This window comes from Alistipes sp. (genome assembly GCF_020026455.1).
GTDB lineage: Bacteria > Bacteroidota > Bacteroidia > Bacteroidales > Rikenellaceae > Alistipes.
Map to the genome: position 1 here is coordinate 74,037 of NZ_JAHHQJ010000009.1, position 13,873 is coordinate 87,909.

Annotated in this window: 9 protein-coding genes and 3 pseudogenes; all 12 read right to left on the reverse strand. The window is 46.6% G+C overall.

Annotation, left to right across the window (positions count from 1 at the left end):
- Positions 1–123: 123 nt before the first annotated feature.
- A complete protein-coding gene (locus QZ460_RS06745; protein WP_290540813.1) occupies positions 124–465 on the reverse strand; it encodes a DUF2958 domain-containing protein in 342 nt (113 codons plus the stop codon).
- A gap of 202 nt (positions 466–667) precedes the next feature.
- Positions 668–802, reverse strand: a pseudogene (locus tag QZ460_RS06750) (IS5/IS1182 family transposase); the annotation flags it as partial.
- A 61-nt stretch (positions 803–863) separates the two neighbouring features.
- Entirely contained in the window at positions 864–1,952 is a 1,089-nt protein-coding gene (locus tag QZ460_RS06755) for a Fic family protein (RefSeq protein WP_290540814.1), read from the reverse strand.
- 596 nt (positions 1,953–2,548) lie between these two features.
- Positions 2,549–2,887: pseudogene (locus QZ460_RS06760) on the reverse strand (ATP-binding protein); the annotation flags it as partial.
- A gap of 77 nt (positions 2,888–2,964) precedes the next feature.
- Positions 2,965–3,381, reverse strand: a complete 417-nt coding sequence (gene vsr / locus QZ460_RS06765) for a very short patch repair endonuclease (RefSeq protein ID WP_290540815.1) — start codon at positions 3,379–3,381, stop codon at positions 2,965–2,967.
- 8 nt (positions 3,382–3,389) lie between these two features.
- On the reverse strand, positions 3,390–5,750 hold the full coding sequence (locus tag QZ460_RS06770; RefSeq protein ID WP_290540816.1) for an AIPR family protein: 2,361 nt from the start codon (positions 5,748–5,750) through the stop codon (positions 3,390–3,392).
- A complete protein-coding gene (locus tag QZ460_RS06775) occupies positions 5,737–6,753 on the reverse strand; it encodes a PD-(D/E)XK motif protein (RefSeq protein WP_290540817.1) in 1,017 nt (338 codons plus the stop codon). The genes QZ460_RS06770 and QZ460_RS06775 overlap by 14 nt, the downstream gene beginning before the upstream one ends.
- Positions 6,740–9,544, reverse strand: coding sequence for a Z1 domain-containing protein (locus tag QZ460_RS06780; protein ID WP_290540818.1), 2,805 nt, complete (start codon positions 9,542–9,544; stop codon positions 6,740–6,742). Before QZ460_RS06780 ends, QZ460_RS06775 begins: the two co-directional genes overlap by 14 nt.
- A complete protein-coding gene (locus QZ460_RS06785) occupies positions 9,541–11,010 on the reverse strand; it encodes an ATP-binding protein (RefSeq protein ID WP_290540819.1) in 1,470 nt (489 codons plus the stop codon). Before QZ460_RS06785 ends, QZ460_RS06780 begins: the two co-directional genes overlap by 4 nt.
- Positions 11,011–11,057: 47 nt before the next feature.
- Entirely contained in the window at positions 11,058–12,356 is a 1,299-nt protein-coding gene (locus QZ460_RS06790) for a DNA cytosine methyltransferase (protein ID WP_290540820.1), read from the reverse strand.
- A gap of 66 nt (positions 12,357–12,422) precedes the next feature.
- A pseudogene (locus QZ460_RS06795) lies at positions 12,423–13,559 on the reverse strand (transposase).
- A gap of 132 nt (positions 13,560–13,691) precedes the next feature.
- Positions 13,692–13,871 carry a hypothetical protein gene (locus tag QZ460_RS06800; protein ID WP_290540821.1) on the reverse strand — a complete coding sequence of 60 codons (180 nt, stop codon included), beginning with the start codon at positions 13,869–13,871 and terminating at the stop codon, positions 13,692–13,694.
- Between the last annotated feature and the right edge of the window lie 2 nt (positions 13,872–13,873).

Here is a 13,873-nt window from a genome sequence, read left to right on the forward strand (position 1 = left end):
TCCGGCACCAAACAATGTAGAATCCATGATTAATGAAATTCTGCACAAGATTGAAACTCCAGATCATTTCCGAAACCTAGGCAAAAGACAAGGAGCAACGGGCAGCCCGTTGCTCCTGTTTTTTCAGCCCAACGTCTCCAGTTGCCGAATCTCCTCTTCGGAGAGAAAATTACGGAGGTATTTCCCGTCGGTATAAAGGTCGCGTTCGACGCCTAATCCAAAGGGCAGTCGCAACGACTCCAGCTCCGAGAGGAGCAGATAGCCCCACTCCCACTCGAAAATGTGGCAATAACCGTAGAGGCGCCAGTCGTCGCCTTCGCGCTCGGCCTCGGTGATGAGCCACGTCCCGCTGCCGCAGGGGTTGAAGTATTTGACAAGAACTTCGGCATGAAGCCCTTTTCCGTCCTGGGACCCGATGGGATGGGCCTCGAATTGGGAGATGATCTCCTCGGTCAACAGTTTCATAATGGTAAGATTTTAGAAACTGCCCGGAACGCCCGGACAGCAAAAGAGACAAAGCCACCCTGCGCAAACGAGGACAAGAGCAGTTCTCTTGGCATCTTTGCACAGGGTGGCTATCTTGCTGGACCGGGCGGCGGTGGTGAGGTCTCTTATTTAGTTGCCCCTTAAAAAGTCCATTTTTGCGAGATATACCTCAGACTCATGAGTGGTTTTCATCATCCTCGTTATTCACACGAATGCTTTTCTGAAAGAGAAGTTCAATTCCCGCTTCACCGATACGTTTGCGGGAATGAACCGGTTCTGAAGAGGCACACGGCATAGACGGAGTGAACTCCTGCATATTCTTTTATTTTGTAGATAGAAGTTTTATGCTGTTGTTAATCCGTTCCATAAATGAGAATTTAGCTGTTTAAATCGTTCGTTTTCAATTCCCAAAAACCGTTCCTTTTGCCATTTTTGCGTTCTATGATGCCTTTTTCGGTCAAATTTACGGTAATGGTCTTAACTGTTCTCTCGGATTTGCCTATATGCGCTGCAATTTCTTTTTGCGTAGCTTTAGGCTGTTCTCGCAAGAAGTTCAGCACGGCAATTTCTTCCAAAGTGCAATCCAAAGTGCAAATATTGCACTTTAGAAAGGTTTCTTTTGCCGTGTCTGCACTTTGGATACCTTGCGCAGAAGATTCTTGCACAAGCATTGCCCGGTTCTTCAGTTCGTTGTGTTCGGAAAGAATAAGGTTTCTAAAGAACGCTTCGATATATTCGGTGGTAGCGAAAATTCCCTTACTCAAGTTGTTATAATTTGCTCGAACCAAAGCGTTACGGAAATACCAAGAATGATTGGCAAACGCCTCATTGCTGATGTCGAAGCCAAACGTGCGCAGGTATTTAATTGTAAACACTGCCGTGGTACGGGTATTCCCCTCACCGAAAGCGTGAATCTGCCAAACCCCGGAAATAAACCTGGCGACGTGAGTGACAGCATCGTTGATGTTCAAATCCTTATAGCTGAAATTCTTCTCCTGCATGAAATCGTAATCGAGCGTTTCCCGTATGCTGTCAGCACTGGCATAAAGCACGGTTTCACCTTTCAGTACCCATTCCTTTTTGGTGATATTATAATCTCTGATCCTTCCTGCAAATTTATAGATGCCTTGGAATAGGCGGCGATGAATAGTAATATACTCAACCGGCGAAAAAGAGAATGTCTTCTCCGATAATATCTCGGCAATACGAGCTGAAACCTTATCGGCTTCTTCCGTTCTGTCTTCAATGCCTGCACTAACGGTCTTTGATTGATAATAACGATCTATAAGCTGTTTGGCTTCTTCAATAGTTATATCGCCCTCAATATGCTGGCGTGCCGTTTGTATCAGATACTCTGAAGGCTTCAAATCGTCCACTGCCTGCAATCCGATGGCTGTTTGCCAAGCATAGCCTTTTTCTCTTTTCTGAGGCTCTCCCTGTCTTATATATTCTTCAAAGTCATTCATAATATATAAATATAGCAGTTTAACCACAAATAATCGTAGCCTATTGTACTTCGTTTACGTATTTTTCAATTTCACGATTCCACTTTATTGCAACCATGCCGTTCTTTATCTCTGGATAGAAATAGATTGAATCTTTCTGAGGAAAAAGGTGTTGTGCATCTATTGAATAGATGCGTATCCTTTTACCATCATTGATATTCACTGTCAAGATGTTAAAATCAGAGCTATTTCTTTTATTTAAACCTTGATATTATTTCTTTGGGTGGAATAACGAATAATTCTCTTCTCATCAAACTATTGATATTTAAGTTCTTTAGTCCATTAGAACCATTTTTCACATATAAAAAATGCAATTACTGACAATAAAATAATATATAGAATCTTATCGTTTTTCATTGTATAATTTATTTAAATAGTTCGTTCCTGCATTTATAATTTTTCACCCTTCCAATTGCGTATTTCGCTCGATAGCCACCCAGGGATTTCAGTCATAACCACCCACTAAGATTCCCTGTCTCTATGGATATATGGCAAAGATATATCTATTTTCTCAGACTCACACCGTTGAGTTCTATTCTATAGGCAGATTTAACGACTCAGTCAAGTACGGCATCTGCTATTGTCGGATTCTTTGCAAGTATATCATACCAGTTCTTAACAGGAAGTTGATTGGCTATGATTGTTGACTTTCTCTCATGTCTGTCTTCTATAAGCTCCATAAAGTCAAGCAACTGTTCCCCGTCAAGTATCTCCATTCTGAAGTCATCGATAGCGAGTAGGTCTAGTGTAGCCATCTTGTCAAAGAACTTGGCTGCCTTGGATTCTATTCTCTCCATATACATATCTTCCAGGAGTTTCTGCATATTAGCATATCTGACTTTGCATCCGGCGAAGCAAGCCTGATATACCAAAGCAAAAGCGATGAAGCTTTTCCCGACTTCGTCAGAGCCTTAAATCAAATACTCTGAATGAAATGACTATTAGTCGTTTGAAGGAATATTTACAGTTCCGATCATTTACGGATATCTACTGATAACCGTTCTATCAAACCTGCCAAATCCTTCCCGTGCCTGATCTTGCATTCCCAAACGATGATTACCCTCCAACCAGCTTCTTCAAGTTCGCGTTTTACGACTGCATCCCGTTCCCGGTTGCCTGATATCTTGTTAACCCAAAATTCCGTATTGCTCCTGGGGGTGTAGGCATATTTGCAGCCGGGATGTCCGTGCCAGAAACATCCATGAACGAAAAAGACCGTCTTGTATCGAGGCAGAACGATGTCCGGTTTCCCGGGAAGAGCCTTGACATTGACACGATAGCGAAATCCGCGGGCAAAAAGGGCCTTGCGAAGCGCAACTTCCGGCTTCGTACCCTTGCTCCTGATTCGGGACATGACCTCCGATCTTTTTTCGCTGCTCCAGATATCCATGGCACTCGTCAATTGGGGAATCCTGCCTTTTTAAGCTTTTGCAGGTTGAAGTAGAAGGCGTATTTCATTCTGTCTGTCAGCGGCTTTATTCCATCGACGACATCTTTCATGGCTTTCCATTTCCAGTCTTCAAGAATCCGTCGACGTTTGTCCCATTCTACCATGGCCTGTATCAGTACCAATGTAATCTCGTCTTGACCGTTTACTGGAGAAATGGTATCGGAGGTCTCGGCTGCTTTTGCACGATCCTGCTCGGCCAGACTGTCGGCTTCCTCAAGAAGTTCCGGATTGTGTTGCCAGACATTCTCGTAAATCAGATATCCTCTGGAGATGTCGCTGTCGTTCAGCTTGCGGTTATTTTTGATTTTATATGCGATATCGCTGGCCAGGGAGGTCAGGATCGGCTGCAGCATCCCCGTGTCGCGCCCCCACGTCTCTATCTTTTTCCAAAGAGAGAACGGGATTGCCCGTATGATACCCTCCTTGTGCCGTCTGTCCGACTCTTCATCGCCAACATCGCTTTTGTGCTTGCGTTTGGGGGGATTCTTCTCATCAATGAAATCCTGACAAATCTCATTGAGATTGTAAGCCCATTCATTTGAGCGGACTTTTAACCAGCACTCTTCCTTTTTGGCCCATTCGATATAGTGCGAGACGGGAGACTCTTTGAGAATAAATTCGTTGACCTGCTTCATCAGATTGTATATGAAATCCGACAAGGCTGACGATATCGACTGGTTTTTCCAGATTCGATACAAATCCAGTCGTCCCTCAGTAATGATATTCAGAAGAGACAATGTATACGGAACGACAACCTGTTTCAATTCACCGATATGATCTCCCGTAAGTTTGGTTCCGTATCGTTTGTCGGCAGCCTTGAAGAGAATGGCCTTGGCGATCATGTCTTCAAACCATGCAACGTCGATATGTTTGACGTCCGGGAGATTGTAGTTTATGAAACGGGCATAGTTCTTTTCATTTCCTCGTACTACGATGTGAGGTCCGATAGCCAGATTTCTGCCATTGTACGTTTCCTGCCAGGCATTAACATATTTGGCAAGTTCTACTTTCATAACGACCTGCTTCTTCGGGTATTTCAAATCAAAGGCCTTTTGCCGTGATTTCGTGAATCCTTCCTTGGCCCGCAGGGTCTTGTATTGTCCGCGAGCACGCTCAAAGAACCAAGCCGTCTGCAAATTGTTGGTCGGAGTCGCGGGTGCAAATATGTATCTTGAGATGCGCTCGATTTCTACAAGAGCCGGATTGTTGGCCGAGAAGTCGGCATCATTGACCTTGTTCTGAGTATTGGCATAGCGTGATATGCGTGAAACAATTTCCGCGTATTGATCCTTGTCCTTGATGACGGACAACTTTACCTGAACAAGAATATCTGAAATGTCGGCCTTATCCTTCTTGGCCGTATTGTAGATGGAGGCCGTAGTCTGACCACCATTTACAATCTGGAGATTGCTGATATGTCTGATGAAATGCCTTGTCTCATCCAGTTCGATGTGATCGGCTGTTGCAGCGATACCGTTGTTGTAGGCCAGGAACATGTGAGGTTCACTCTTGATGGTTTCCCTTATGCCCTTGTTGATCTTTCCCGTGAACTGAAGAAACGAACGCACGTTCTGTTCCAGCAGACGGGATCCGTAACATTCATAAAGTTTTGCCAGACATTCTCCGGATATAATGGCAACGTATGCTTCGTAATCGGGATTGCTCAGATTTGCGGCAAGGCATGGAATTTCATATTTGTGTCCGTCAAGATTCTCAAAATCCAGTTCTATGGGAACTCCGGCCTGTTCGGAAATCTTGTAAAGATACTCCACGTCTATAACCTTGTAGTAGATATTGTATCCGCAGATGACCTGGCTGGCTGGCAGTTCACCCTTGTATGTGCCGTTTGTCAGGATGAAGGCATTTACGCGAATCAGATTGTCTCGCAATTCGGCATAGTTGGCCAGCGTATTGGCGAATTCAAAGATCTCGGAAGATTCTGCAATCTCATTGACATAATCGTTGTATACCGCCCGTCGGAAAAAGTTAGTAATCATCTTTGAAGCCGTATCAACCTCGTTCTTGGGAATCGTACGGATCTCCGAGGTGTTGGCATAAAGGGTGATGAACAGATCCACGGTTTCGTAGTTGTCCGAGATCGCATATCCGTTTATCTTGTGCTGACCCTTTTTCTTCAAATCGCGTTCGTCATAGGCAACCGATACATTCTCCGTTTCGGCTGCATCGGACAGCATGTCCAGACAGATTCGGGTAAATATCTGTTCCTGGGTATTTCCATCTTCATCACCCGACTGCATGGCGACAACGTCCTGCATAAGGGATTGGTAGAATTTTTCAATCTCTTTCATGATCAACTGTCGATTTGAAGAGTTCCGTGTCAGTTACTGCGTATTCTTCGCAGGCCGACGTGTTGATGGTGTATGTGATGTTGCTGACTCCATTGCGCAGATCCCGTTCCATGATACGGGGAAAATCCCCCGATATGCGATAGGCCTGCTCCCTGCGAATCTTATAGCAGCGATCCTGATACATGGGCGCGTGTTCATCGAAATATCCCGCATGAGTCAGCCCGGTATTGAACCGGTGCAGCGCAATCGTGTCAGTCACCAAAGCTTTTCGCAGGTCTTCGATTGCCCGGTTCAGAGTCTGACCGTTTTTCCGGGATACTTCTACGGAAAGATGATACAAGAAAAGCCCGTCAAGCAATGCATCATCCAGTTGGCGTTCCCCGTTTATCGTAAGTCGATCCGAACCGTTGGTCGCGGTTGTCTTTACCTCGATGGCCCAGTCCTCACCCTGAAAGTCTCTCATGGCCTTGTCGCAACCGACCCAATATCCGACCGTTTCCGTCATGTCGGAGGTATTTCGACGTATCATGCGAGACAACAGATGAAGCTCTCCATACAAACCTTGTTGTTCGGCCGGAGAAAGCCCGGCCGCAAGTCCTCGATCGAAAAGAGTTCTCCACTTTTCAAGCTGATTCAGGACAATCCGAAGTGCGGATTTTTCGGAGAATTCACGGGTTATGGCACTTGTCAAATCCGAGCATAGGGTGGCGAACACGCCGAGACAGTCCGTGTGATGCAGCTGTATCAGCAACAAGTTTCTGTGCTCGAAACTCGTGTCCGGCATTTGCAGGATTCCAAGTTCCTTCAAACTTTTGAACCGGTCAACCGGAATGGTCAGGCTACTGTCATATGAGAAAGCGATACCGTACAGGTTGTCCGGATATCGGTATGTGCCGTATACGTACAAGGGAGACTCAACCGGAATTCTGCGTTTGGTGAGTCCGGCTTCCTCTGCCGAGGCCAGATCGTTCCATATGTCCGTTATCGAGTTACTGTTCATCATAAGTGTTGTCGTTGGTGCTGTCAAAGTTCTCCTCGGTAATTGCAAAGTCGACTGCCAGGCTGGCTACATAGGAGACGGCCTTGTTGGTATCACTGTGCGGAAATGCGATGGCAAATCCGATGAACGGCTCGTCGTCTTTCGTATAGGAGACAGCATTCTTTACTCCAGACATATTGGAATATTCCGGATTCAGTGGATAAATCATGAGCAGGGGCGTCTCTTTCGATCGGAATTCCTGTCTGACGAGCTGCGGTGAAGGATATTCGTGTTTCCACTCTTCTTTAGCCGTGGTCTTTCGGATTCTGGTCTCATCAAGGGCTTTCGCCAACATACCTTCAGGAAGATCTATGAATTCATCGGCCGGATTACCCACGATATGGTTCTTGCGGATGTAGTATGTTCCGGCATTTTGTGCATCCTGTGCCTGCCGGCGTATGAAGCATCCTGCCTGTACGCCGTTCGAAAAGGTATGGACGCATGTGTTGCCATCTGCATTCTTGCTCATCAGTGCGATATTCCAGGAAACAAGTTCTCCCACATCGTTCAGTTCCCGGACATAGTCGCATATGAGGTCAAGATTGACCTTGGTCAGGGACTCCGGCAATTGGAACCGAGACAGGTAGTCGCAGACGGTATCGGAAGATATGCCGGTCCACAGATAATCGCTTTTGATTCTGTCGGGAGTCCCGAGTTCTGAAAGCAGACTGTCCGTTGTCGCCAGATTGTTCCGTTTGGAGGCCGGATCCCGGAGCAGCTGGTAGGTCTCTACCAGACGACCGGCCCACGAGACCTGAATGTTCTTCGTGTGACGCATCTTGGATATGGACGTTATCTGCAACTGTCCGGGATGCGTGCGAACCTTCAGGGCATAGTTCTCCGGCGTCCCGCCTGATTCGGCCAGATATCTGAACTCTTCTCGAAGTTCGTCGCTGGCAAGCGTTATGTGGCGGTACCATTCGTTCAGTTCATTACTGGTGAAGAGTCTGCAAAGATCCATATATCCGGGACGATATCCGAACCATCGTCCCATCTGCATCAGCGTATCGTACATTTTCGATGCACGCAGGAAATAGCTTACGGACAAACCTTCGAGCGTCAACCCTCGTGACAGCTTGTCTCCGCCGATGGCAATGACCGATATGCCGTTCTTTTCATTTTCGTAATAGGTCAGATTGTCTCCGGATGTTCCGTTGATGGACTTGACTTCTATCTTCTGCACGGCTCGATAGAGCAGAGGCTTGATCTCCTCCCATGTATGACGCCTTATTCTGTTGTCGATGCAAGAAAGAACCGGTGAATCCATGATTTCTCTTGTAATGGTACGATAAGAACGGTAGTCTGGTGTATCCTCCTCGAAAATCATGCGGAGTTCTTCCAGCATGGTCGAATCATTTGCCTCGATTTCGCTCTTGTAGTATTTGAACAGATGGTCGATAATCTCCTTGAGATGATTCTGCCATGCCTGAAAACGTGAGACGTGAATCAGCATGGAGTTGTGCTTGTTTTCCTGACCGCGGGCAATGCGAATGGCACAAGTAACGATAAAACACTTGATGGCTGTTCTTAACGATTGCGGAATATCATCTATCGTCGGTTTGGGATCGTCTCTTTTGTGACCTGCAGACACAAAGCTGTCGTTGTCAGTAACCGGGAAAACAATGGGCAGAAGATCCTCGTTCCCATCGGGATCAGCCGAAGTGCCGAAGACCTTTTCGGGGCCGACGTAGTTGTCCGGAGTCGGAAGGTTGATGATGAAATCCTTGGGGAAAAGATCGTCCTTGTCGAGAGGAATAAAGATGTTGGCAAACGGAGTAGCCGTATAGCCGACATAGGCGGACCGATTGAACAGTTTGATGATCTTGCAGATATTTCCGTTTATGGCGGTCGGGTCATCACCGGCCCGACTGGTATTTATGGAGGCATTGTCCGCTTCGTCATCAACAAGCAGCAGGGACTTGTTGGCTATGACATTATCAGTGGACTGCGATTCTAACCAACTGTACAGCCGCTTGAGTACGGAAACGTTTTTTTTGATCACGAGAATGATCGGCTGTGGATTGTTGAAGTTGAAACCGGCCGTATTTGCCGCCTGTTTTGTAAAATCACCCCGTTCGGTGCTGGTCGTGTAGGAGTTTGCGATGGCTTTGTCAAAACCGGGAATCAGACCTACTCCGATACGTATGGTTTGGTTCATGTTGTAGGCTCTGGTATTTTGCGTGTCGAATCCCAGAAAACCTTCGTCAATGCGGGTCTGTGTCTGACTTCTTAAATTGTTGTGTATGCCGGCCAGAATGATGATCAGGTTGAATCCGGCATCGGCAGCCTTGCAGATCAGCCCCGTATAGTTGGCGGTTTTGCCGGACTGGACCTGTCCGACGACAAGTCCTTTCTTGTTGATGATGATGTCGCTGCGCTGTGGATTAAACAGCTTGTCCAGAATACGGTCGGTCAGATCATCCAGTTGGAAGATAACCTCGGGGGCAAAATGCTTCTGTTCGGCCAGGTATTTCTTGTACCGGGTCCAGAACAGCCATTCCGAACGACATTCAGCCTTGAATTCCTTCAACCAAGGAATACGGGCATCTCGTCCTTCCAGAATCTGGCAGGTACCTACCTTTACATTATAGATGGACAACAGACTTTTCTTCAGCTCAATTTTGTCCAACCCGGCAAACATGGGCAGGCTCGTAACGGTGGAAATGGCTGTATCCATATCGCCGTCACTTACTCCGGGTTTGAATCCAATCATGGCCTGGCACATGTTGATTGCCTTTTCGTTCAGTTCATTCATTGCAGTTCGTCTATCAGGTCTTCGTATTCGTTGAAAGGCTCCATTTGTTTCAGGGCCAGTCTTGACTGTTCAGGAGTCAATCCCCGATCCAGTTGCCTTTCATGGATTTGTTTTATCATTGTGCGGAGTAACCTGGGATCCATGTCCGAATAGGGCTGTTTCTGGCTGTCGTCATCGTTGGCCTCCCGTACATAGATGGTTTTGGCGGGTATGGATTCCTCCACGAATTTCAGCAGCATGTCAATAGCCTGGTCCGGGTTCTCTTTGGCAAGCTCTCGAATATTACGGACAAGCGCATGTTCCCGATTAACGACAAAAGACCATTTGTTGTCCTTTTTCTTTTCCAGCCAAAGACTTTGGAAATCCTGTCCGGCACGTTGTCTGAGGATTCGCCCGCGGTGTCTGTAAACCTCGGATCCTTTGTTGCAGGCCTGTCTGGCATAGGATTCAAGCTGCTGCCTGCATCCGACGGGGGGCGCCGCCTTGGCTTTTCTGATGTCAATTTGCCAGTCGGAATCCACACTATTGGGCAGATTGATCTGTATTCGGACCAGTTTGTAAGCCTCTTCCTTGCGAATCAGTCCCAGCCAGTCTCCGGCCAGCAGCAGGCGATCTCCGCGATAGACATAGAATCCCTGATGGGCTGAAAATCCGAAGATTCCTTCGGCCTGTCTGTATGCGGTTTCCGAAGAGAAGTTGTTCTTGTGGGGCAGGATATATCCCTTTACGGTTACCTGTTCTCCGATTTGTTCGGACGGCATGATCTGTATCTTGCTCTCCTTTGGGCAGAAGGGATTCCACGGGGCGATTTCATGTCCGCCCCAGTGTATTGCGACGGATTTGGCCTCCAGAAACCGGTGAAAGGTCATTGAAAGATGTTTCTTGATCCGATCGAACGCCTCCGAGAACTTTCTTTTGGCATTCTCGTTATCGGCTTTTGTCGCGGCCGGGATAATCCGGTCCGGATCCGTCCAGATAACGATGGTGCCTGATGCAAGGTCATCCAGTTCATGTTCGAAGCCTTCCGGACACCAATGAACCAGTTCCCATCGATCGCATCGAGCAACATGATCCAGACTCCATGTCCAGAATTCGGGAGACCGTCCCTGCATCTTACTCATGACGGTCAGTGTCCGACATTGGGAAAAGGATGCAGTTTTCAAACCCAGGCCAAATCGTCCCAGATCCTTTGCCGAACGCTCTTCCAGCGGATTCTGTGCTCCGGGCCGCATGGCCTGAATAATCTCGTCTCCGGACATGCCGTGTCCATCGTCCCTGATTGTTACGATGGAATCTCCTCCCTTCCAGATCCGGTTGATCCATACATTTTTGGCCGATGCCGATATCGAATTGTCCACAATATCGGCAACTGCCGTTTCCAGACTGTAGCCGATGGCTCGGAACGTTTCGATCATCGCTGCAGCCCCCGGAATGGCTGATGCGGTTTTCAGAGAGGAGAAGTCCATGGTTGTAAATGAGATTTATTGCTGGATAAAATAAAGTCTGTATGATTTTACAACATTTTCTTGATAGCTTCGGCAATTCTTTGGGCGAGTACGACCGGTACGGCATTGCCAATCTGTTTGAAGGCGGATGTCCGACTCCCTTCAAAATAGTAATCGTCCGGAAATGACTGAAGACGGGCCGCCTCCCGAACCGTAATGGAGCGTACCGTTTCCAATGTCGGCTTTAATGTCGGATAGATATAGTAATGACCGTCCATGGCGATGTGAGCAACTACAGTGTGACTGCATCCGTAAGGATCGACGACATTGAAACGATTGAGAAAGGCCTCCTTGTTCCGATGAGTCTGCAGTTCAGTCGACAGTTGTGCATAGTTCAGCCGGTGGCGCTCATACAACCACCTCTCGACGGCTATCTTGTATATTTTTCGATCATTCTCGTTGGTTGGTCTGGCTACATGCTGAGTTGTAAAATCAAGCTCGCCACGTATCCCAGACCGGTCAAGATACGGCATTTCGGACAAGGGCTTGACGTAAGAAACGGCTTCGCAGAATTTCCCTTCACCAGCCTTTCGCGCTGGCAGATCCGAGAACAGATCTCTTAATACCTGATAGGGACACTTTTCCACGGGCAGTTCCGGATAATGGTACGGGCTTTTCGACCCTTTTACGGCGCGCTTCCAGCCTACGATAATGACTCTCTGTCGATTTTGCAGAACTCCGTGTTGAGAGGCAACCTGAACCCTGCAGTCCATATCATAGCCAAGTTTGTCAACCAGTCTTTTGAGATCCGCAAAGGGTTCTCCCCGTTTGGCCGTCAACAAGCCCAATACGTTCTCGAATACAAACATATCGGGATCATAGTGTTCGATAAATCGAACGTAGTATTTGTACAGCTCGTTTCGAGGATCATTCTCGACCTCCTTGCCCATACGAGCTCTGCCGGCGACGGAATAGGCCTGACAGGGAGGACCACCGATGATGATATCCACCTTGCGTTTGCCTTTGAGTTCGTCCACGTTCCTGAAAATATCATCAATCGTATTTTCTCCTATTGTCGCGCAGATCGTGGTATTGATTACGCTTTTCGGGACCTGGTTCCAGAGTTTTCGCCCGTCAGTCCCTTCTTCCTTGTGCCTGAGGTAATCTTCATAAATAGAAAGCATGCCATTTTTCTGAAGATAATGAAATGCCGATCGTGTTTTCAGCGTGTTGCAGGCATCCTTGTTCATCTCGATATGCGCAATTGGCGTATATCCGGCTCTGATGAAGCCCTCTGAAAGTCCTCCTGCTCCGGCAAACAAGTCTATGAATGTATATGATTTTGTTTTTTTCATTAATTTGGCCATAATATCTGTTACAAAGTTAACAGATTTAATTGATGATACGTGTATTTGTTTTTAATTAGTTGCCCCTTAAAAAGCCCATTTTTGCGAGATATTGTTCAGATACAGTATCTCGCAGATTTTTTGAAGCACGCACCAAAGAGCTTTCATGGCTCTTTTGAAGTTATAGGCCGCAGCCGCCAGCAGTACGTTCACAATATCTCCTACCACACCCTTATCAAAGTTGCGGCCCAATCGGCAATCAGACTTTAAGTGACCTATTGTTGGTTCTATACCTGCATGTTTACAGAAGAGTTTATGTTTTTTCAGCCTCTGATACCGGCTGTCTGATTTCCTGGATACATAGGGAATCATAATCTTAGTCCCGTTAATTTCCTTCCGGCCTTTGCGTCCTCTATCACCGGCCTGTACTTTGATCTTTCTTCCGGTTAACTGTGTTTTACCTGCCCCAAGGAAGACTCGATGGTATGATCGTCATATTCATTGCGAAAGGACATGGCTCCATGAATAATGCAGGACGCAGAACGGATGATGGACAACTTGTTGCCGAATTCGTATTTCTTATGTTCTTTGCCCTTGCTGATGCATTAGACCTCAGGCTCATGAATGGAATAGATCTTTTTCCGGCTACTCCGCCTTTGGAAAATCAACACAAAGGTGTAGCTTTGACGAAGAGGAAGGCCCAGTTTTTCCACAATACCAAGAACTTTTTCACGGACTTCTTATGCAACTTTACATCCGTGGGGTAAGTGATATTCTTTTCCTGAACGCCAGAATCAATAAAGGCCGTATCATGATGGTTATTTTCATCATCCTCGTTATTCACACGAATGCTTTCCTGAAAGAGAAGTTCAATTCCCGCTTCACCGATACGTTTGCGGAAATGATCCGGTTCTGAAGAGGCACACGGCATAGACGGAGTGAACTCCTGCATGCCACAGAAATACGAATAATAAACGTTCTCGCTTCATTGTTCTACCAAAGACTCATCTGACGGATTACGAAGATGCTTCAGAATGAGTAAACCACACATTAACCGGATGGGCTTGCCGGGACGGCAGTTGTCCTGGAAAAACAAAGGTTGAAAAGCTGTTTCAATTTTTTCCAATCTATTTTGTCGGCCAACAGGTAAAGAGGGTGCGATTGGTTCAGCATTTCAGATAGGTGATTAAATAAAGAAGGGATATTATTTGTCTTTATAATCATAAAATCTGCAAGTTTTCTTATCTTTAGGTTAAGAAACTTGCAGATTTATCAAACATTTTTATTGATTAAATTAATGAATACCTGCAAATAAAGATGTTTTTAAGAGATGACTAAATATATTATTACTAACCTTTATTCCATGGGTTTCCACTCCGGGAGTTGGATGGTGTCCCGGATCTCGGGACATCGGATCACCTCGACCGTCGTATCCTCGTAGACGTTGCAGGCCGTGAAAAGCGAGACGAAGATCGCGCCCCAGGCTGCGGCCAGAAGAACGCAGGTCAGAATCGTTATTATGCGTTTGCGTTTCATGT

Bases quoted from the DNA above. Each gene is read 5' to 3' on its own strand.
- QZ460_RS06785 (WP_290540819.1), bottom strand. From the start codon at position 11,010: ATGGACTTCTCCTCTCTGAAAACCGCATCAGCCATTCCGGGGGCTGCA.
- QZ460_RS06755 (WP_290540814.1), bottom strand. From the start codon at position 1,952: ATGAATGACTTTGAAGAATATATAAGACAGGGAGAGCCTCAGAAAAGA.
- QZ460_RS06800 (WP_290540821.1), bottom strand. From the start codon at position 13,871: ATGAAACGCAAACGCATAATAACGATTCTGACCTGCGTTCTTCTGGCC.
- QZ460_RS06790 (WP_290540820.1), bottom strand. From the start codon at position 12,356: ATGGCCAAATTAATGAAAAAAACAAAATCATATACATTCATAGACTTG.
- QZ460_RS06745 (WP_290540813.1), bottom strand. From the start codon at position 465: ATGAAACTGTTGACCGAGGAGATCATCTCCCAATTCGAGGCCCATCCC.
- QZ460_RS06770 (WP_290540816.1), bottom strand. From the start codon at position 5,750: ATGAAAGAGATTGAAAAATTCTACCAATCCCTTATGCAGGACGTTGTC.
- vsr (WP_290540815.1), bottom strand. From the start codon at position 3,381: ATGGATATCTGGAGCAGCGAAAAAAGATCGGAGGTCATGTCCCGAATC.
- QZ460_RS06780 (WP_290540818.1), bottom strand. From the start codon at position 9,544: ATGAATGAACTGAACGAAAAGGCAATCAACATGTGCCAGGCCATGATT.
- QZ460_RS06775 (WP_290540817.1), bottom strand. From the start codon at position 6,753: ATGATGAACAGTAACTCGATAACGGACATATGGAACGATCTGGCCTCG.